Consider the following 19,037-nt stretch of genomic DNA (forward strand, 5'->3'; position numbering starts at 1 on the left):
GCGACTTCCCTAGCGGTGGATGCGGTGTGGGCGCGGTGTGGCCAGTGGGCCGATCCCCCAGTTTACGGGCGCGGCGAACCGGCCGACGACGGACGTTCCCCGTCGACTCTCGGTCGATATCGGCCGAGAGGTCACCCAAAGGGCGTGTCTCACGGCGGTGAGCGACCCCTACCCGACCTACGTTGGTGGAGTGGAGCAGCACAGGACCAGTCAGCCCCAGGGCCGCCGGCGGCCGCAGACCCCTCTGACCCCGCCCGGCGCGCTCGTCGAGGGCGCCGCCGTCTACCGCGTCGCCGCCCGCCCCGGGCCGTCCGGCCGCGGCCGGGTGGAGCGCGCCGCCGTGCCCGCGCGCGCCAAGCCGCTACCGCCCGCCACCGCCGCCCAGGGGCGGCTGCCCCACCCCCGGCTGACCGGCCTCGGCGCCGGGCTCTTCGCCTCCGCCGTCATGCTGGTGCTCGGTCTCCTCGACCGGCTTCTCTTCGACGGGTCCCCGGTCGTCTTCGGGGTCCTGTTCCTGCCGGTCAGCGCCCTCACCGCGCTCTGGGTGCGCCCCGCCGACCTCGTGACGGCCCCCATCAGCGTCCCCATCGCCTTCGCCGTCGGGGTCGTGCCCATCGCCGGCGGTTCCGGTGGTTTCGGCGGCCAGGCGATGGCCGTGGTGACCGCCCTCGCCGTCCACGCCGGCTGGCTGTACGGCGGCACGCTCGTCGCCGGGCTGATCAGCAGCGTCCGGAAGGTACGGGACATGGGGCGCCGGCAGCGCGCCGGCGCCCGCCCGCTTCCGGGCCGCCGCCCGACCCCGTAGAGAAGCCTGCGGCGGCCCCACACGCCCTAATGGACCTTCGAGGCCATCGCCGCGCCCACGATGCCGGCGTCGTTCTGCAGGCCCGCCGGGACGATCTCCGCCCTGATCCCCTCGATCAGCGGCAGGAACTTGTCCGCCTTCCGGCTCACTCCCCCGCCGATGATGAACAGGTCCGGCGAGAAGAGCATCTCCACGTGCGCGAGGTACTTCTGCACCCGCCGCGTCGCCCAGTGCTCCCAGGTGAGGTCCTCGTCCTCCTTCGCCTTCGTCGAGGCGCGCTTCTCCGCGTCGTGCCCCTTCAGCTCCAGGTGCCCCAACTCCGTGTTCGGCACGAGCCGCCCGTCGACGAAGAGGGCCGAGCCGATGCCCGTACCGAGCGTCAGGAGGATCACGGTGCCCTTGCGGCCCCGGCCCGCGCCGAAGGTCATCTCGGCGACCCCCGCCGCGTCGGCGTCGTTGAGGACCGTCACCGGGAGGCCCCCGAGGCGCTCGCCGAGCAGTCTGCCCGCGTCGACGCCGACCCACTTCTTGTCGACGTTGGCCGCCGTGCGGATCGTCGAGTCGGTCACCACGCCGGGGAAGGTGACGCCCACCGGCCCCGACCAGCCGAAGTTCTCCACGACCTCCGCGACACATCCCGCGACGTCGTCCGGTGTCGCGGGATGTGGGGTGAGTACCTTGTGGCGCGGTTCCGTGAGCGCTCCCCGCTCCAGGTCCACGGGGGCGCCCTTGATGCCCGAGCCGCCGATGTCCACTCCGAAGACGTTCATGGAATCAACGGTAGGGGAAACACCCCCTGGTGTTCACTCCTCGAGGAGCGCGGCGGCCTCGGCACGCAGGTCCTTGTTGCGGAGCTCCTTGGGGAGCGAGAACGTCAGGGACTCGTCGGCGGTCTTCACGACCTCCACGTCGGCGTAGCCGCGCTCGGAGAGCCACACCAGGACCTCCTCGACCAGGACGTCCGGCACCGAGGCGCCGGAGGAGAGGCCGACGGTCGTGACGCCTTCCAGCCAGGCCTCGTCGATCTCGTCGGCGAAGTCGACGAGGTACGCCTCCGGCACGCCGGCCTGCTTGGCGACCTCGACCATGCGGATGGAGTTCGAGGAGTTCTTCGAGCCGACCACGATCACCAGCTCCGCCTGACCGGCGAGCTCCTTGATGGCGGTCTGCCGGTTCTGCGTGGCGTAGCAGATGTCGCTGGACGGCGGGGAGATCAGCTGCGGGAACTTGTTCTGCAGGGCGTCGACCGTCTCCATCGTCTCGTCGACCGAGAGCGTGGTCTGGGAGAGCCAGACGACCTTGGAGGGGTCGCGCACCTCCACCTTGGCCACGTCCTCCGGGCCGTCGACCAGCTGGATGTGGTCGGGCGCCTCGCCGGAGGTGCCGATGACCTCCTCGTGGCCCTCGTGGCCGATCAGCAGGATGTCGAAGTCGGCCTCGGCGTACCGGACGGCCTCCTTGTGCACCTTGGTGACCAGCGGGCAGGTCGCGTCGATGGTCGCGAGCCGGCCCTGCCGGGCCTCCTCGTGGACGGTCGGCGCCACGCCGTGCGCGGAGAACATGACGATGTTGCCCGGGGGCACCTCGGTCGCCTGGTCGACGAAGATCGCGCCCTTCCGCTCCAGCGTCTGGACGACGTACTTGTTGTGGACGATCTCGTGACGGACGTAGATCGGCGACCCGTACTGCTCCAGGGCCTTCTCCACGGCGATCACGGCACGGTCCACACCCGCGCAATAGCCGCGGGGAGCGGCGAGCAGGACACGCTTCGGGCGGTTGGTCGCGGGCGTAGCAGTCATGCGCCCATCGTAAGGCCGCGCCTCGAGGGCCCTGCTCACAGCCACTCGTACGGACGACGGAGGGCGGAGCGCAGGACGGGCCGCGGGCCGGCCGGGGAAACGACCGCGGGGCCGGCCGGCGGGGGCGTCCTTCACCCCGCCCGCCCCGTCGGCGTACGTGAGTCCCTTCGGCCGCGTCGGTCAGGCGGATGATCGACTCGGTGGCCGAGACTGGCCGCATGGCGCAGGAATCACAGCAGGAGCCGCCGGTCGCGGCGCACACCGGACTGCGGCGGACCCTCGGCTTCCGCGACCTCGTCGTCTACGGCCTGCTCTTCATCGCGCCCATGGCCCCGGTCGGTGTCTTCGGCACGCTCGACGCGAAGTCGCACGGCGCGGTGGCGCTGGTGTACCTCGTCGCGACGGTCGCCATGGCGTTCACCGCGTTCAGCTACGCGCAGATGGTGCGGGTCGCCCCGCAGGCGGGATCGGTCTTCACCTACGCCCGCAAGGGTCTGGGCGAGGGCCCCGGCTTCGTCGCCGGGTGGATGGCGATGCTCGACTACCTGCTGATCCCCGCGGTGGCCTACCTGTTCGCGGGGATCGCCATGGAGGCACTGGTCCCCGAGGTCGACCGGTGGGTCTGGACCGGGATCGCGGTGGTGATCACGACCCTGCTCAACCTGTGGGGCGTGCGCGCGGCGGCGCGGGTCGGCTTCGCGGTGCTCGCGATGGAGATCGTGGTGCTGCTGGTCTTCGTCGTCTCGGCCGTGGTCGTTCTCGTACGGGACGGGGCGCGGCGCGACTGGTGGTCGCCGCTGACGGGCGACGTGTCGTTCTCGCTCGCCGCCGTGCTGGGCGCGGTGTCGGTGGCCGTGCTGTCGTACCTCGGCTTCGACGCGATCGCCTCCTTCGCCGAGGAGGTCACGGGCGGTTCGGCGAAGGTCGCGCGGGCGGTGCTGTTCTGTCTGGCGCTCGCCGGCGTGCTGTTCATCGCCCAGACGTATCTGGTGGCGCTCCTCGAACCGGTGTCGTCGGCGGAGCTGGCGGCCGAGCCGGTGAAGCAGGGGTCGGCCTTCTACGACGCCGTGGAAGTGTCCGTGGGCGGCTGGCTGCACGACCTGGTGGCGGTCTCCAAGGCGATCGGCGCGGCGTTCGCCGCGCTGGCGGGGCAGGCCGCGGGGGGCAGGCTCCTCTTCGCGATGGGCCGCGACCGGCGGCTGCCGCGGGCGCTCGCGCGGACGGACTCGGGGGTGCCGCGGGTGGCGCTCCTGGTCGCGGCGACCGTGACGATGGTGGCGGCGGTGTGGGCGGCGCGGCGGGACGACGGGCTGGACCACCTGGTGTCGGTCGTCGACATCGGGGCGCTGACGGCGTTCGTGCTGCTGCACGCGAGCGTGGTGGGCTGGTTCGCGGTACGGCGGGCGGAGGGGCCCCCGCATGTGCTCAAGCACGTGGTGGCGCCGGTGGTGGGCGCGGCGATCCTGGTGGCGGTGATCGCGGAGGCGGCGACATCGGCGCAGCTGGTGGGTGTGGTGTGGCTGGGCGTGGGGCTGGTGGTCCTCGCCGTGCAGGGGACGACGCGGCGGACGTGACGGACGAGCCGGGGAGCGACAAGGCGGACGTGACGGACGAGCCGGGGAGCGACAGGGCGGACGTGACGAGCGGGCCGGGGAGCGACAGGGGGATGTGACGAGCAGGCCGGGGGGAACGACACGGCGACGAGCGTGACGCTCAGGCCGGGCGAACGACACGTCGATCGTGGCGGGCGGGCGGGGCCCGTTCGGATGTCCGAGCGGGCCACTAGTCTCGGCGCATGGCTCTCACTACGTCCGCCGAAGCGCCGATTCCCGTCGGGGAGGTCTCCCGGCTCATCGGGCGCTGGATCGACCGGCTCGGAGCCGTGTGGGTCGAGGGGCAGATCACGCAGCTGTCGCGGCGCCCCGGCGCGGGCGTCGTCTTCCTGACCCTGCGGGACCCGTCGCACGACATCTCCATCGGCGTCACCTGCTACCGCCAGGTGTTCGACGCCGTCGCCGACATCGTCTCCGAGGGCGCGCGGGTCGTCGTGCACGCCAAGCCCGAGTGGTACGCGCCGCGCGGGCAGCTCTCGCTGCGGGCCGTGGAGATCAAGCCGGTCGGCATCGGGGAGCTGCTGGCCCGCCTGGAGCAGCTGAAGCGGAGCCTGGGCGCCGAGGGGTTGTTCGCGCTCGACCGCAAGAAGCCGCTGCCGTTCCTCCCTCAGCTCGTCGGCCTCGTCTCGGGCCGCGCCTCCGCCGCCGAGCGGGACGTCCTGGAGAACGCCCGGCGGCGCTGGCCCGCCGTCCGGTTCGAGGTGCGCAACGTCGCCGTCCAGGGCGTGAAGGCCGTGCCGCAGGTCGTCCAGGCCGTCAAGGAGCTCGACGCCCACGAGGGTGTGGACGTGATCATCGTGGCCCGGGGCGGCGGCAGCGTGGAGGACCTGCTGCCGTTCTCCGACGAGCAGCTGATCCGGGCGGTCGCCGACTGCCGTACGCCGGTGGTCTCCGCGATCGGCCACGAACCCGACTCGCCCCTGCTCGACCTGGTCGCCGACCTGCGGGCCTCCACGCCGACGGACGCGGCCAAGAAGGTCGTACCGGACGTCGGGGAGGAGCTGGAGCGGGTGCGGGGACTGCGGGACCGGGCGCTGCGGACGGTGCGGGGGCTGCTCGAACGCGAGGAGCGGGGGCTGGCCCACGCGCTGACGCGGCCCGTCATGGAGCATCCGCAGCGGATGGTGGAGCTGCGCGAGGACGAGCTGGACGCCCTCCTCGCGCGCAGCCGGCGGACGCTCGGGCACCTCCTCGACCGGGCCGACTCCGAGCTGTCGCACACCCGCGCGCGGGTACGGGCCCTGTCGCCGGCCGCGACGATGGAGCGCGGGTACGCGGTGCTCCAGCGGGCGGACGGCTCGGTGGTGCGCAGCCCGGAGGAGGTCGCGGCGGACGAGGAGCTGCGGGCCAGGGTGGCGGCCGGCGACTTCGCGGTGCGCCGTGTCGGCGCGCCGCGGGGTTCAGAGCCCCTCGCCGCCGGCGGTGCACAGGAGACTCACGCGGACGGGTCCTGATCCCTTGTCCGACCCCACGCATAGGGTGGTGCGCATGGCAGGCACGGTGGAAGAGGCAGCGCTCGGGTACGAGCAGGCGCGGGACGAGCTGATCGAGGTCGTCCGGCGGCTGGAGGCGGGCGGGACGACCCTGGAGGAGTCCCTGGCCCTCTGGGAGCGCGGCGAGGAGCTGGCGAAGGTGTGCCGGCGGTGGCTGGAAGGGGCCAGGGCGCGGCTCGACGCCTCGCTGGCGGCGGAGGCCGCGGACGACGAGGGGTGACCCGGCCGGGGTACGAATCTCCCGTACGCCTGTGAACCGGACCACTATCCGGTTCGTTTAGTTGAAAATTAACCAAACGTCGACGTACGGTCGAGGCATCGCTTGACCCCCTTGCTTGTCCGGAAGGTACGCAGATGTCTCTCGTTCTTGACCCCGCCGCCCAGGACCTCCTCTTCCGCGAGGCCCGCACCGCCAACACGTTCACCGACGAGCCGGTGACGGACGAGCAGGTCCAGGCGATCTACGACCTGGTGAAGTTCGGCCCGACCGCCTTCAACCAGACCCCGCTGCGCATCACCCTGGTCCGCTCCCCCGAGGCCCGCGAGCGTCTGATCAAGCACATGGCCGAGGGCAACCAGCCCAAGACCGCCGCCGCCCCGCTCGTCGCGATCCTGTCCGCCGACAACGAGTTCCACGAGGACCTGCCGGCCCTGCTCCCGCACTTCCCGCAGGCCAAGGACATGTTCTTCGCCGAGCGCCCGGTCCGCGAGGGTTCGGCCCTGCTGAACGCCGCCCTCCAGGCCGCCTACTTCATCATCGGCGTCCGCGCCGCCGGCCTCGCCGCCGGCCCGATGACCGGCCTCGACTTCGCCGGCGTCCAGAAGGAGTTCCTGGACGACGACCACACTCCGCTGATGGTCGTCAACATCGGCAAGCCGGGCGAGGACGCCTGGTTCCCCCGCTCCCCGCGCCTGGCCTACGACGAGGTCATCACCACCGTCTGAGCCCGACGGGATCCGACGCGGATCCCCCGCGGACCCCACCCGGATCCCCGCGATCCGGCCCGGATTCCGCCCCGGATTCCGACGTGAAAAGGCCCCCAGCGCATCGCGCCCGGGGGCCTTTCCCGTACCGGCGGATCGCGTCTACGCCGCCTTGCCCGCCCGCAGCGAGCCGGCCATCTCCGCCAGCCGCTCGAACGAGGCCGTGCCGGTCACCACGGTCGTCGCCTTGCCGTCCGTGCGCACGAGGGCGTCGTAGTGGGGGCCCTCCCAGCGCTGCCAGACCTGACCGGCCACCGTCTGCGTCTTCCCGGAGTCCTTGGCCCGCTGCGTCACGTCCGGGACGAACTTCCTCGGCTCCGACGTCGACTGGTAGAGGGCCACGTACTGCGTGTCCGGGTCGAGGAAGCCCAGCCGCCACGTGTCGCCCTGCTCGCGGTTGTACGAGACGACCGTCGCCTTCCAGTCGCCACCGAGGCCCTCGGGGGCCAGCACCGGATAAGGCGCCGCCCGCTGGGCCGTCAGGAGCTCCACCCGGTAGTCCTTCACCTGGACCGGGTTCGCGTCCTCGTCGTGCGGGATGAAGTAATACATCACGCCCGCGGCCACCAAGATCACCGCAAGGGACTGAATCATCCCGCGGACCGTCTGTCTGCCTCGCATACCTGCCACGCCCCCCATGGTCGCATCACGATGCCGCGCTCATACGTGGGCCCCTCTGCTCAATATGTCGACGTACCGATAGAGTCGCAGCACCCTCCATTCCGGCCGTCGCCGTACAGAAAGGTGCGCTCCGATGACCGAGCATCATCTGCCGTCCGAGCTCGAGGTCTCGCCCGAGGCCCCCGACCGCAACCTCGCCCTCGAACTGGTACGTGTCACCGAGGCCGCCGCCATGGCCGCCGGCCGCTGGGTCGGCCGCGGGGACAAGATCGGCGCCGACGGCGCCGCGGTCAACGCCATGCGGACCCTCGTCTCCACCGTCTCGATGAACGGCGTCGTCGTCATCGGCGAAGGCGAGAAGGACGAAGCCCCCATGCTCTACAACGGGGAGCGCATCGGCGACGGCACCGGCGCCGAGGTGGACATCGCCGTCGACCCGATCGACGGCACCACACTCAACGCCAAGGGCATGCCGAACGCGATCGCCGTCCTGGCCGCCGCCGACCGCGGCACCATGTTCGACCCGTCCGCGGTCTTCTACATGGACAAGCTGGTCACCGGCCCCGAGGCCGCCGACTTCGTCGACATCAACGCCCCCGTCTCGGTCAACATCCGCCGGGTCGCCAAGGCCAAGCGGATGGCGCCCGAGGACGTCACGGTCGTCATCCTGGACCGTCCCCGCCACGAGGGGATCGTCAAGGAGATCCGCGAGACCGGCGCCCGGATCAAGTTCATCTCCGACGGCGATGTCGCCGGCTCGATCATGGCCGTCCGCGAGGGCACCGGCGTCGACCTGCTGCTCGGCATCGGCGGCACGCCCGAGGGCATCATCTCGGCCTGCGCCATCAAGTGCCTGGGCGGTGTGATCCAGGGCAAGCTGTGGCCGAAGGACGACGCCGAGCGCCAGAAGGCGATCGACGCCGGCCACGACCTCGACCGGGTGCTGTCCACGAACGACCTGGTCAGCGGCGAGAACGTGTTCTTCGTGGCCACCGGCATCACCGACGGCGAGCTGCTGCGGGGAGTCCGCTACCGCTCCGAGACGGCGACCACGTCGTCTCTCGTGATGCGCTCGAAGTCGGGCACGATCCGCCAGATCGACTCGACGCACCGGCTCTCGAAGCTGCGCGCCTACAGCAAGATCGACTTCGACCGCGCGAAGTAGCGCCGGACGCAGGGCACGGACACACGAAGAGGGGCGCCCCCATGTGCGGTGGGGGCGCCCCTTCTCGTACGGCCGGGCCGCCGGAGCCGTCAGCCCGCGGCGGCGATCCGGTCCGTCGCGGCGTTTCTGAGCTCCACCTCGCGCCGCCGGCGCCGGGCGAGCACCACGCGGCGCTCGGCCGCGGTCAGCCCGCCCCACACGCCGTACGGCTCCGGCTGGAGCAGCGCGTGCTCGCGGCACTCGACCATCACCGGGCAGCGGGCGCAGACCCGCTTGGCGGCCTCCTCCCGCGAGAGCCGGGCGGCGGTCGGCTCCTTGGAGGGGGCGAAGAATAGTCCGGCTTCGTCCCGGCGGCACACCGCCTCCGAATGCCAGGGGCCTGCCTCGTCCTCCCGTGCGGGGGCAGCCTGGGAAGGGACGGCGGCGACCTGGAGGGGCTGATGCGGCGGATGCAGCACGGTCTACTCCTGACGACGGCTTCGCGAGCGAGAGACGATGCAGCAGCCTTACCCGCTGTGCGTACGCCTATGCACCGCGTGCCAGGGAGTTCCGGAGTGCGGAATCCGAGGGTCGGAATCCGGTCACCCGGATCGGCGTCCGCGGGGCTCCCCGACCCGGCGACCGGTCAGGGGCCGGCACGGCCCCGGTCAGCTCCGTCACCGCGCCCGCTCGGTGACCGACGCCGGGCCGGCGCGGAACGGCCGCGGCCCCCGGTCAGTGGCCGAGGTGCTTGCGCAGCTGGTTCTGGAGGTCGGTGATCCACTTGCCGCGCTTGGGCTTGGCCTCGACGTTTCCGAAGACCGAATAGCCGTTGATCACGACGACCGGGGCCTGCGGGTCGGCGGCCTCCAGGTTCACGACCTCGAAGTTGCCGAAGATTCCGGTGCCGTTGCCCCGCAGGCTGATGTTCTCCGGGACCCGCACCTCGACGTTGCCGAAGATGGAGGTGGCGTTGATGGTGGTGAGCCGCTGGGCGAAGAGCGCCTCGGTCAGGTCGATCTCGATGTTCCCGAAGAGGGAGAAGGCGTTGGTCCGGCGGCTCACGCGCCAGCGGCCCTTGCGGGTGGTGCTGGAGAAGACGGCGACGAGATTGTCCGCGGGGCCCGAGGTGTCGTCGGGACCGTAGGCGTACGCCGACGCCGGCTCCGGGCGGGGGCGGGCACCGGCGGGCAGGTCGCGGACGATGGGCTCCAACTCGCCCACGGTCTTCGCGCGGTAGACCGCGTCGATCCGCTCGGAATGCTCCTCGGCGTCGATCCGCCCCTCCGCCAGGGCGTCCCGGAGGATGTCCGCGATCCGGTCCCGGTCGGCGTCCGAGGCCCTCAGGGAGTCGCCGACGGCGGCGGGCGCCGGGGCGGGCTCGGCGGGGGCGACCGGCTTCTGGGGCTGCTTGTCGAGGTCCACGACACCACCTTAGCGAAACGCGATAGATCGCGACTAGCCCACCGCGCGGGCCGTGTGGAAAGGGCCGCCGGAGCGCGGGAAAGGCCCCTCCCGTCGCCGGGTGCGGCGGGAGGGGCCTCGCGGGGCTCCGGCAGGAGCGGGACGGGCGGTGGGGGCAGGGGGTGTGACGGGCCCTCAGCCCACCGTCGTGAGGAGTGACGCGGTGTTGTCACCCGGGTTCGGGTCGGGCGTGCCGATCCCGGCTGTCGCCGTGTCGGGGATCGCGGTCCTCGCCGTCGCCCTGACCGCGACCCTGATGGTCGCGGTCGCCTGGGCGTTGCGCCCGATGCGGCCGAACGCGCAGGTCACGGTGTCCGACGACCCGGTGGGCGGCAGGACGGCGCACGTCCCCCTGCTCGGCGTGGCACTGACGAACCGCCCCTCGCCGGGGAGGCTGTCGTCGAGCACCACGTTGTCGGCGGCGGTCGGCCCGTTGTCGCGGACCGTGACCGCGTACGTCAGGTCCTCCCCGTTCGCCACGGGCGCGTCCGAGGTGATCGTGACCCGCAGATCGGCGGGGGCAGGACGACGGCCAGGCTGTGTCCGAAGCCCGCCGCCACCGCGCCGACCCCGTCGAGCGGCCGGTCGCAGGTCGGGGCCCGCACAGAGGCGCAGACATGGTTCGGGGTGGTCCTGCGGCGCGAAACCGCCCCACAGCAGCGCCGCCGCGGCCACGGCCACGGCCCGTCTCCACCCAGATCTCATCGGTCGTGCTCCCGTACGCGATCGAGGTCTCCCCGGCGGCACGGAAGAGGCGGCCGGTGCACAGGCCACGTACGGACACGATGTGGACTCCCCGCCCGAGGCGAGGTGAAGGACACGCAGCGTGAGCATCACTTGGCCGACACGGACATCACCCGCCCGGAACTGAGCCTTACCTCACAGACGCCGCCGCCGGGCCGCGCTCTACGCTGGAGGACGCGCCGCCAATGGAGGCGGCGCTGCTGTCTGCCGAGTGAGGAATGGCTGCCGTCATGCCAGAGTTTGCGTACTCCGATCTGCTCCCCCTGGGAGAGGACACCACGCCCTACCGCCTGGTGACCGCCGATGGTGTCTCCACCGTCGAGGCCGACGGCCGTACGTTCCTCAAGGTCGAGCCGGAGGCCCTGCGCCGGCTGGCCGCCGAGGCGATCCACGACATCCAGCACTACCTGCGCCCGGCCCACCTGGCCCAGCTGCGCCGGATCATCGACGACCCGGAGGCGTCGAGCAACGACAAGTTCGTCGCGCTCGACCTCCTGAAGAACGCGAACATCGCCGCCGCCGGCGTGCTGCCCATGTGCCAGGACACCGGCACCGCCATCGTCATGGGCAAGCGCGGCCAGAACGTGCTGACCCGGGGCGGCGACGAGGAAGCCCTCTCGCGCGGCATCTACGACGCGTACACCAAGCTCAACCTGCGGTACTCGCAGATGGCCCCGCTGACCATGTGGGACGAGAAGAACACCGGCTCGAACCTGCCCGCGCAGATCGAGCTGTACGCGACCGACGGCGGCGCCTACAAGTTCCTCTTCATGGCCAAGGGCGGCGGCTCCGCCAACAAGTCCTTCCTCTACCAGGAGACGAAGGCCGTGCTCAACGAGGCGAGCATGATGAAGTTCCTGGAGGAGAAGATCCGCTCGCTCGGCACGGCCGCCTGCCCGCCGTACCACCTGGCGATCGTCGTCGGCGGCACCTCGGCCGAGTTCGCCCTGAAGACCGCGAAGTACGCCTCCGCGCACTACCTGGACGAGCTGCCCGCCGAGGGTTCGGAGCTGGGTCACGGCTTCCGGGACAAGGAGCTGGAGGAGAAGGTCTTCGAGCTGACCCAGAAGATCGGCATCGGCGCGCAGTTCGGCGGCAAGTACTTCTGCCACGACGTCCGCGTGGTCCGCCTCCCCCGGCACGGCGCCTCGCTGCCCGTCGCGATCGCCGTGTCCTGCTCGGCCGACCGTCAGGCCGTCGCGAAGATCACCGCCGAGGGCGTCTTCCTGGAGCAGCTGGAGACCGACCCGGCGCGCTTCCTGCCGGAGACCACCGACGAGCACCTGTCCACGGAGGGTGACGTCGTGAAGATCGACCTGAACCAGCCCATGGACGAGATCCTCGCCGAGCTGACGAAGTACCCCGTCAAGACCCGCCTCTCGCTGACCGGCCCGCTGGTCGTGGCGCGCGACATCGCGCACGCCAAGATCAAGGAGCGCCTCGACGCCGGCGAGGAGATGCCGCAGTACCTGAAGGACCACCCGGTCTACTACGCCGGCCCGGCGAAGACCCCCGAGGGTTACGCCTCCGGCTCCTTCGGCCCGACGACGGCCGGCCGCATGGACTCGTACGTCGAGCAGTTCCAGGCGGCGGGCGGCTCCAAGGTCATGCTGGCGAAGGGCAACCGGAGCAAGCAGGTCACGGACGCGTGCGGCAGCCACGGCGGCTTCTACCTGGGCTCGATCGGCGGCCCGGCGGCGCGCCTGGCGCAGGACTGCATCAAGAAGGTCGAGGTCGTCGAGTACGAGGAGCTCGGCATGGAGGCGGTCTGGAAGATCGAGGTCGAGGACTTCCCGGCGTTCATCGTGGTGGACGACAAGGGCAACGACTTCTTCCAGAACCCGGCGCCGGAGCCGACGTTCACGCACATCCCGGTGCGGGGCCCCGGCCTCGCCTGAGACGCCCCTGCGCCCTTCGGAGCCCCCGGCCCGCGCCGGGGGCTCTCCCCTTGCCCGCGGCCGTGGACGACGCCCGGCACACCCTGGCGACGGCCCACGATCGTGAGACCGCCTCACCGGTCTCCCCGCTCCTTCCCCAGGCGGCTCAGCGCCTGCATAGCCTCGCGCTCTACACGTGAGAGATCGCCAAGGACCGAGCCGGCCTGGACGAGGCACTGTGCGTCACCCGCTTCACCAGCCTTCTTGATCAGTGCCGCTACCTCCGTCCACAGGATGGCTGCCTCGGTGTACAGCGTGTGGCCGGTGCGCAGGTGGCCGCTGCTGAGCAGATCGGTGCATTCGGCGAGGAAGTCGCGGTAGAGGTTGCGGAACAGAGCGCCGCCGGTGCCGGCCTTCTCCATCAGCAGGGCGGCCTGCGGCAGGTCCCGCTGCGGGTTGTCGGTGCGCTGGAGCCATGTGCGTACCAGCTTGCCGGCCTTCTCGATGCCGCGGTATCCGAGGTTGGCGATGGGCGGGCTGAGGAAGGCATCGGCGCAGGCGGTGATAGCGGGGACGATCTGCTCATGTGGGGCGGGCGGGTCGTTCGGAGCGGTGAGAGTGAAGGACCGGTGCCTGGCTGTCATCGGGCCTCGCGCGGCCCTGGCCTGGGCGAGGCTGGTCAGGCTGGTGGAGACCGCGCCGCCTTGCTGGTCGGTGTCCACCAGGTAGGCCCTGTGATCGTCGTAGCCGTACATGGCGACGACGTGACCACCGAAGTGGACCTTCGAGCCGAAGTAGTCCAGGTAGTAGCTGTCGACCTGGAGTCCGACGGGGTGGCCGGCGTCGATGGCGGTCGCCACGTTGTCCCACGCCCTGCGCGGTGAAGTGGTCTCCTGCGTCAGGAGTTCCAGCCCGAGCCTGAGGGCCAGGTTGCCGGTCAGGTCGAAGGGCTTGACCCGTCCCCCGAGAAAGGGGAAGTCCATGTTCTTGCTGTCCCAGTAGACGAAGGACAGACCGGAGCCAAGGCCGAAGAGCATGGGCTCGGACAGATCAAGTCCTTGGTGCCGCAACAACACGCCCAGGGCCGTCGTCTCACAGTGCTGCGTGCCGCGGGCGTCGATGTCTCTTACGGTGGTCATGCCGTGCCCTCCTGGACGGGGATGACAGTCGGGTCATCATTGTTCTTGCGGTGCCCCCGCCGGTCCGACGAGATGCGCCTCGCGTACGGGGGCTTGTGGGCACATAGTCCGCGCCCATGGATAGCGGCGAAGAGCGCGTTGCGGGCCAAGGGAAGTTGCCCGTGGGACCCGATATGCAGGGTCTCGGCAACGCGTCCCCCGGGCAGCACCTCGCATTCCAGGCCGGGCATGCCTTCCCCCCTCAGGGCGCCGCGTGGCACAAGCACCCGCACACCAGGTGCCGTACCCCCGGGACCCCGCTCTCGCGGGGAACGTGATCCCGGCACCGGTCGTGGCGGCCGACGACACAGCGCGGCGAACGGAACTCCGGTTCGGCCGCCCGCTCCGGCGGCTCGCCCTCACCCATGAACGTACGCGCGAACAGGGACACACTCACCGCATCGGCGATCTCCGGCGTCACCCACCACGCATCCCCCGCCCGGTCGCGGTGCGGCCCTTCGTGTCCCACCACGAGGACGCAGACCGACCCGGCACACACCGGCCGCACCACGGCCGCCACGGCGAACACCGAACGACGCGCTCCGCAGCGGGAGCCCGTACCCCCGCTCATCGGGCACCCGCGTGGATGTTCCGGTGGTCCACGTCGAGCCCCACCGTCGCCAGCCACAGCACCCGCCGCCGCTTCCTCTGCGCCGCCCGGCCGGCGGCAGCCGCCACGTACGGACGGACGAGCGGCGAACGCGCCCCGTCGAGAGGCGCGGCCTGTTCGCGGCTGTACGGCGAGCGCCGGGCGGCGACGCGGGGCGCCCGCGACGGACGCGGCGCGGCGGCGTGCCGGGCGCGCGGCGGGGCCTCGCGGTGGCGGCCGGTGGGCGGCAGGGTCCTCATCAACAGCCAGAGCATGACAGGGATCAGGGCCCCGCCGAGGGTACGCGCGATAGGGTTCCGCACGTCATCAACTCCTGTGAGGTTGGTGGCCATGCCCCGGGAGGTCTAGCCACCTCGCCGGGGTTCTTCGTGCCTGATGACCCTACAAGCCATGTATAGCTCTGCATAGCTCACTAATGGTTCGCACAGGTCTTCGGTGCTTACGTTGGTCGTGTGACTGACCGCGCCCCGATTCCCGAGTTCGATCCGCAAGGTCCGCAACTGGTGTACGTCGCCGTGGCGGAGCACATCGCCGCGCGCATCGCGGCCGGAGAGCTGACCCCCGGGGCCCGCCTGCCCGCCGAGCGGGATCTCGCCGAGGAGTACGGCGTCGCCTACCTGACGGTCCGGCGCGCGGCGCGGGTGCTCCGTGAGCGGGGGCTGATCCTGACCGTCCACGGCAAGGGCACCTTCGTCGCCGATCCCCTACCGACCAGCCCCTCCCCCGACGCCTGACCCACCCTCATTAGGCTGACGCCCATGAGACATCACATACGGGCACGGGCCCTCGCGCCCGCCCTCGCCGTCGTCGCCGCCGTCGGCGTGCTCGCCGGGTGCGGCACCGAGAAGGCGCCGACCCAGGACGTCAAGGAGGCGCCCGCCGCCGGGACCGAGGCCGCCGGGATCAAGGCCGCCGCGTCCCTCGGCGAGCCCGGCACCGCGTGCGTTCTGCCCGTGTCCTTCGGCCTCGCGGCCGACTGGAAGCCGAAGGCCGTCCGGATCGACGAGGGCGACGAGCTCGCCGCCGCCCTCGGCAAGCAGGGTCCGGCGACGATGGTCTGCGAGATCGACGCCAAGCCCGCCGGGAACATCGGCTACCTGCGCGTCTGGACCGCCCCCGGCGCTGCGGCCCGTACGGCCCTCGAAGGGTTCGTGAAGGCCGAGGAGAACAGCACCAAGGTCGCGTACAAGGAGACGAAGGCGGGCGCGCTGCCCGTCGTCGAGGTCACGTACACCGTCTACAACGAGATGATGGAGGAGTCCAAGGAGGAGAGCGCCTTCGCGGTCTCCACCCCGAAGGGCACGGTCATCGTGCACCTCGGCGGACTCGACACCGAGGAGCACCGCGAGATGCTCCCCGCGTACGAACTGGCCCGCTCCAGCGTCAAGGCCCTCTGACCGGGCGCCCGCGCCGAGGCCCCCGTCCCGCACCGGACGGGGGCCTCGGCTCGCGAGCCACGCGCCCCGCGAGCCACGCGCCCCGCACGGGACCCACGCCCCGCACGAGCCGCGCCCCCCGTACGACCTACGCGAACCGCTGGTTCGCCGAGCCGTCGCAGTCCCGGAGCCGCAGCGGCTCCTTCGCGGCCGACTGGGTCAGGCACAGCCCCGTCGCGGCCGCCGGACGGATCGTGGCCCCGTCCCGTACGAACCGCTGGTTCGCCGCGCCCGAGCAGTTCCAGAGGACGACCGCCGTGCCGGCCTGGTACTTCGCGCCCGGTACGTCCAGGCAGCGGTCCTGGGTCAGTTCCGTGTGGAAGGTGGAGCGTGCGGAGTCGTACCACCACCCCTGGTTGCGTCCGCCGTGGCAGTCCCAGCCGAGGACTCCGGTGCCATTGGCGCTGGTCGAGGCGTTGACGTCGGCGCAGTTGCCCGTGGCGGCGTTCCGCAGCGGCTTGTAGACGTCGTCCCAGGCGTACGGGAAGAGGGTGGCCTTCCCGGTCGAGGACACGTCCGCGCATCCGGCTTCGCGCAGGCCGGAGTGGTACAGCTGCGTGAGGCAGGAGGCGAAGGCGGCGTGACCGCGGGCGTTGGGGTGGAAGGACTGCCGGACGGAGTTCTCGTCCGGGGTGCCGGGCTTGGAGAGGTCGATGTAGAGGCCGCGGGCCCAGGGGTCCTCCGTGCAGACCTCGTGGCCGTGGAAGAGCCGGGAGTTGTCGAGGTAGGTGGCGCCGGTGTTCGCGGCGGCCTTGCGCATGCCGCGCTGGAAGGCGGGCACGGCGGTGTTGCGGCCCCAGACGGTGTCGGAGTCGTAGCCGAGTCCTCCGCAGGCGAGCTTGCCGGGGAAGTTCGGGTTGTCGCGGAAGTCGGGGCCGATGGGGCTGGGGTAGCCCATGACGACGAGCTTGTAGTCGCCGTCGGTGTATCCGGCGTCGCGCATCACGGTCCTCAGGTCGCGCACGGTCTGCTCGACCTTGGGGACGAGCGCGTCGACGCGGGCCTGCCATCCGGGGGCGTACGTGGGTTCACAGGCGCCCTGGAGCGTCAGGTACCGCGTGACGCAGTCCGTCATCACCGGGCCGAACTGCAGGTCGTCGTTGGCCCCGGCGACGAGGAGCACCATCTTGACGCGGGTGTTGCGGGCCTTGATGGCGAGGTTGTCGCTCTGGACGAGTTCGTCGGCGTACTGCTTCGAGCCGCCGATCCTGATGTTGCCGCTGTAGGCGCCGGAGCAGGACACGTTGAACGTGAGGTCCGCGGGGATGCCGGTGCGGTGGATGGCGGCGTCGGGCGAGCGGTGGCACCAGTTGGTGGGGCCGTTGGTCGGCGGTTCGTAGGTGCCGACGCCCTCCCCGGAGATCTCGCTGTCGCCGAGGGAGATCAGGCCGGTCCTGCGGTCGGCGAGGGGGCGCTCGGCGGGGTCGCCGTAGATCCTGGTGGCCTCGGCGGCGCGGATGGCCTCCAGTTCGGGCGGGAGCGGTACGGATGCGACGCGGGCGGTGCCGTCGGTCGTGTCGGCCGCGCCGGCGGGTGCCGCGGCTGCCATGGTTCCGAAGGCCGCGGCGGCCACGGCCGTGGCGGCGATCGTCCGGCGGAGTCTGAGCCTGGTGCGCCTCATTGCGCCTCCTGGAGGTGGGGTTACCCACGGTTTCTACTGGTCGGTACGCGCGTTGGGAATAGGCGGAACAAGACAAGTGCTCAGCTTTTACAGGAGGTTGGGAAACATGAGTGACACGAGTGACAACCGGGAAAACTTCCGGGACGACGTCCGGGACGACCCCCGGGCGGGCTTCCGGATCGAGCACGACTCCATGGGCGAGGTGCGGGTCCCCGCCCACGCCAAGTGGCGCGCCCAGACCCAGCGGGCGGTGGAGAACTTCCCCATCTCCGGGCAGCGCCTCGAACGCACCCACATCGAGGCCCTCGCCCGGATCAAGGCGGCCGCCGCCAAGGTGAACGCCGAACTCGGCGTGATCGACGAGGACATCGCGCGGGCCGTCCAGGACGCCGCGGCCGAGGTGGCCGAGGGGCGGTGGGACGACCACTTCCCGGTCGACGTCTTCCAGACCGGCTCGGGCACCTCCTCCAACATGAACACCAACGAGGTGCTCGCCACCCTGGCCGGCGAGCGCCTCCCGGAGGGCCGGGCCGTCCATCCCAACGACCACGTGAACGCGTCCCAGTCGTCCAACGACGTCTTCCCCTCCTCGATCCACATTGCCGCGACCGCCGCCGTCACCCGCGATCTGATCCCGGCCCTCGGTCATCTGGCCGCCTCCCTGGAGCGGAAATCGGCCGAATTCGCGGACGTGGTGAAGTCCGGCCGCACCCACCTGATGGACGCCACCCCGGTGACCCTGGGTCAGGAGTTCGGGGGCTACGCCGCCCAGGTCAGGTACGGGATCGAGCGGCTGGAGTCCGCCCTGCCGCGCCTCGCCGAACTGCCCCTCGGCGGTACGGCCGTGGGCACCGGCATCAACACGCCACCCGGCTTCTCGGCCGCGGTCATCGCCGAGGTCGCCCGCGCCACCGGCCTCCCCCTCACCGAGGCCCGCGACCACTTCGAGGCGCAGGGCGCCCGGGACGGCCTGGTGGAGACGTCCGGCCAGCTCAGGACGATCGCCGTCTCCCTCACCAAGATCTCCAACGATCTGCGCTGGATGGCGTCCGGGCCGCGCACCGGCCTGGCGGAGATCAATCTGCCCGACCTCCAGCCCGGCTCCTCGATCATGCCGGGCAAGGTGAATCCGGTCATTCCCGAGGCGGTCCTGATGGTCGCCGCGCAGGTGACCGGAAACGACACCACGGTGGCGGTGGCGGGCGCGGCCGGGAACTTCGAGCTCAACGTGATGCTCCCGGTGATCGCGAAGAACCTCCTGGAGTCGGTCCGGCTCCTGTCCAACGCCGCCCGGCTGCTGGCGGACCGTACGGTCGACGGCATCACCGCCAACGTCGAGCGGGCCAGGGAGTACGCCGAGTCCTCGCCCTCCGTCGTCACGCCGCTGAACAAGTACATCGGCTACGAGGAGGCGGCCAAGGTCGCCAAGAAGTCCCTGGCCGAGCGGAGGACGATCCGCGAGGTCGTCCTGGCCGGCGGGTACGTCGAGCGCGGCGACCTGACCGTCGAGCAGCTCGACGAGGCCCTCGACGTCCTGCGCATGACGCGCCCCTAGGCCGTGTCCGGGCAGGTCCGCGGATCCGTTGAAACCGGCCCAGCCGTATCTGACTCATCCGTGACCTGTGCCGCAGCGGTGCCGGGGGCTCGC

Annotated in this window: 19 protein-coding genes; 10 read left to right on the top strand and 9 right to left on the bottom strand. The window is 71.4% G+C overall.

The features are described 5' to 3' along the window. Positions 1-190 precede the first annotated feature (190 nt). On the top strand, positions 191-805 hold the full coding sequence (locus tag ACZ68P_RS32370; protein WP_471012510.1) for a DUF6542 domain-containing protein: 615 nt from the start codon (positions 191-193) through the stop codon (positions 803-805). Between the two features lie 26 nt (positions 806-831). On the opposite strand, the gene ppgK is transcribed toward ACZ68P_RS32370, so the two are convergent. Together ppgK and ACZ68P_RS32380 are read right to left on the bottom strand one after the other, a co-directional pair. Beyond that, positions 832-1,575: a polyphosphate--glucose phosphotransferase gene (ppgK, locus tag ACZ68P_RS32375; protein WP_471012512.1), complete on the bottom strand. Its 744-nt coding sequence runs from the start codon at positions 1,573-1,575 to the stop codon at positions 832-834. A 33-nt stretch (positions 1,576-1,608) separates the two neighbouring features. Beyond that, on the bottom strand, positions 1,609-2,604 hold the full coding sequence (locus tag ACZ68P_RS32380; protein ID WP_471012514.1) for a 4-hydroxy-3-methylbut-2-enyl diphosphate reductase: 996 nt from the start codon (positions 2,602-2,604) through the stop codon (positions 1,609-1,611). A gap of 218 nt (positions 2,605-2,822) precedes the next feature. On the opposite strand from ACZ68P_RS32380, the gene ACZ68P_RS32385 reads away from it, so the two are divergent. From ACZ68P_RS32385 to ACZ68P_RS32400, 4 genes are all read left to right on the top strand, one after another. Continuing rightward, positions 2,823-4,178: an APC family permease gene (locus tag ACZ68P_RS32385; protein ID WP_471012516.1), complete on the top strand. Its 1,356-nt coding sequence runs from the start codon at positions 2,823-2,825 to the stop codon at positions 4,176-4,178. Positions 4,179-4,399: 221 nt separating this feature from the next. After that, positions 4,400-5,671: an exodeoxyribonuclease VII large subunit gene (xseA, locus tag ACZ68P_RS32390; protein WP_471012517.1), complete on the top strand. Its 1,272-nt coding sequence runs from the start codon at positions 4,400-4,402 to the stop codon at positions 5,669-5,671. Between the two features lie 34 nt (positions 5,672-5,705). Continuing rightward, the gene (locus tag ACZ68P_RS32395; RefSeq protein WP_365714381.1) at positions 5,706-5,930 is read left to right on the top strand and encodes an exodeoxyribonuclease VII small subunit; all 225 of its coding nucleotides are present in this window, start codon (positions 5,706-5,708) and stop codon (positions 5,928-5,930) included. A 134-nt stretch (positions 5,931-6,064) separates the two neighbouring features. Beyond that, positions 6,065-6,655, top strand: coding sequence for a malonic semialdehyde reductase (locus ACZ68P_RS32400; protein WP_471012519.1), 591 nt, complete (start codon positions 6,065-6,067; stop codon positions 6,653-6,655). 141 nt (positions 6,656-6,796) lie between these two features. On the opposite strand, the gene ACZ68P_RS32405 is transcribed toward ACZ68P_RS32400, so the two are convergent. After that, a complete protein-coding gene (locus tag ACZ68P_RS32405; RefSeq protein WP_471012520.1) occupies positions 6,797-7,333 on the bottom strand; it encodes a DUF4245 domain-containing protein in 537 nt (178 codons plus the stop codon). 115 nt (positions 7,334-7,448) lie between these two features. Between ACZ68P_RS32405 and glpX the strand changes: the two genes are divergently transcribed. Next, positions 7,449-8,480 (top strand): class II fructose-bisphosphatase, encoded by a 1,032-nt coding sequence (glpX, locus tag ACZ68P_RS32410; RefSeq protein WP_365714378.1) that lies wholly within the window; start codon positions 7,449-7,451, stop codon positions 8,478-8,480. Between the two features lie 89 nt (positions 8,481-8,569). Here glpX and ACZ68P_RS32415 read toward each other — a convergent pair whose 3' ends face one another. The 3 genes from ACZ68P_RS32415 to ACZ68P_RS32425 all read right to left on the bottom strand — a co-directional run bounded on the left by ACZ68P_RS32415 (position 8,570) and on the right by ACZ68P_RS32425 (position 10,757). Continuing rightward, positions 8,570-8,938 (bottom strand): WhiB family transcriptional regulator, encoded by a 369-nt coding sequence (locus ACZ68P_RS32415; RefSeq protein ID WP_365714377.1) that lies wholly within the window; start codon positions 8,936-8,938, stop codon positions 8,570-8,572. A 256-nt stretch (positions 8,939-9,194) separates the two neighbouring features. Next, the gene (locus ACZ68P_RS32420; RefSeq protein ID WP_471012521.1) at positions 9,195-9,884 is read right to left on the bottom strand and encodes a DUF1707 SHOCT-like domain-containing protein; all 690 of its coding nucleotides are present in this window, start codon (positions 9,882-9,884) and stop codon (positions 9,195-9,197) included. 174 nt (positions 9,885-10,058) lie between these two features. After that, positions 10,059-10,757, bottom strand: a complete 699-nt coding sequence (locus ACZ68P_RS32425; protein ID WP_471012523.1) for a DUF11 domain-containing protein — start codon at positions 10,755-10,757, stop codon at positions 10,059-10,061. Between the two features lie 140 nt (positions 10,758-10,897). Here ACZ68P_RS32425 and ACZ68P_RS32430 point away from each other — a divergent pair, with 140 nt between their 5' ends. Then, positions 10,898-12,565: a fumarate hydratase gene (locus tag ACZ68P_RS32430; RefSeq protein WP_471012525.1), complete on the top strand. Its 1,668-nt coding sequence runs from the start codon at positions 10,898-10,900 to the stop codon at positions 12,563-12,565. A gap of 113 nt (positions 12,566-12,678) precedes the next feature. Here the strand turns inward: ACZ68P_RS32430 and ACZ68P_RS32435 are convergent, their stop codons facing one another. Continuing rightward, complete coding sequence (locus ACZ68P_RS32435) at positions 12,679-13,683, bottom strand: BtrH N-terminal domain-containing protein (protein WP_471012527.1); 1,005 nt, start codon at positions 13,681-13,683, stop codon at positions 12,679-12,681. A gap of 606 nt (positions 13,684-14,289) precedes the next feature. Further along, a complete protein-coding gene (locus ACZ68P_RS32440; protein ID WP_471012529.1) occupies positions 14,290-14,634 on the bottom strand; it encodes a hypothetical protein in 345 nt (114 codons plus the stop codon). A 150-nt stretch (positions 14,635-14,784) separates the two neighbouring features. Here ACZ68P_RS32440 and ACZ68P_RS32445 point away from each other — a divergent pair, with 150 nt between their 5' ends. Continuing rightward, complete coding sequence (locus ACZ68P_RS32445; RefSeq protein ID WP_471012530.1) at positions 14,785-15,066, top strand: GntR family transcriptional regulator; 282 nt, start codon at positions 14,785-14,787, stop codon at positions 15,064-15,066. A gap of 24 nt (positions 15,067-15,090) precedes the next feature. After that, complete coding sequence (locus tag ACZ68P_RS32450; protein ID WP_471012532.1) at positions 15,091-15,729, top strand: lipoprotein; 639 nt, start codon at positions 15,091-15,093, stop codon at positions 15,727-15,729. A gap of 127 nt (positions 15,730-15,856) precedes the next feature. Here ACZ68P_RS32450 and ACZ68P_RS32455 read toward each other — a convergent pair whose 3' ends face one another. Continuing rightward, on the bottom strand, positions 15,857-17,389 hold the full coding sequence (locus ACZ68P_RS32455; RefSeq protein WP_471012533.1) for a ricin-type beta-trefoil lectin domain protein: 1,533 nt from the start codon (positions 17,387-17,389) through the stop codon (positions 15,857-15,859). A gap of 106 nt (positions 17,390-17,495) precedes the next feature. Here ACZ68P_RS32455 and ACZ68P_RS32460 point away from each other — a divergent pair, with 106 nt between their 5' ends. Continuing rightward, on the top strand, positions 17,496-18,944 hold the full coding sequence (locus ACZ68P_RS32460) for a class II fumarate hydratase (RefSeq protein WP_471012534.1): 1,449 nt from the start codon (positions 17,496-17,498) through the stop codon (positions 18,942-18,944). Positions 18,945-19,037 lie beyond the last annotated feature (93 nt).

The sequence above is a fragment of the Streptomyces sp. NPDC036822 genome, from assembly GCF_055609145.1.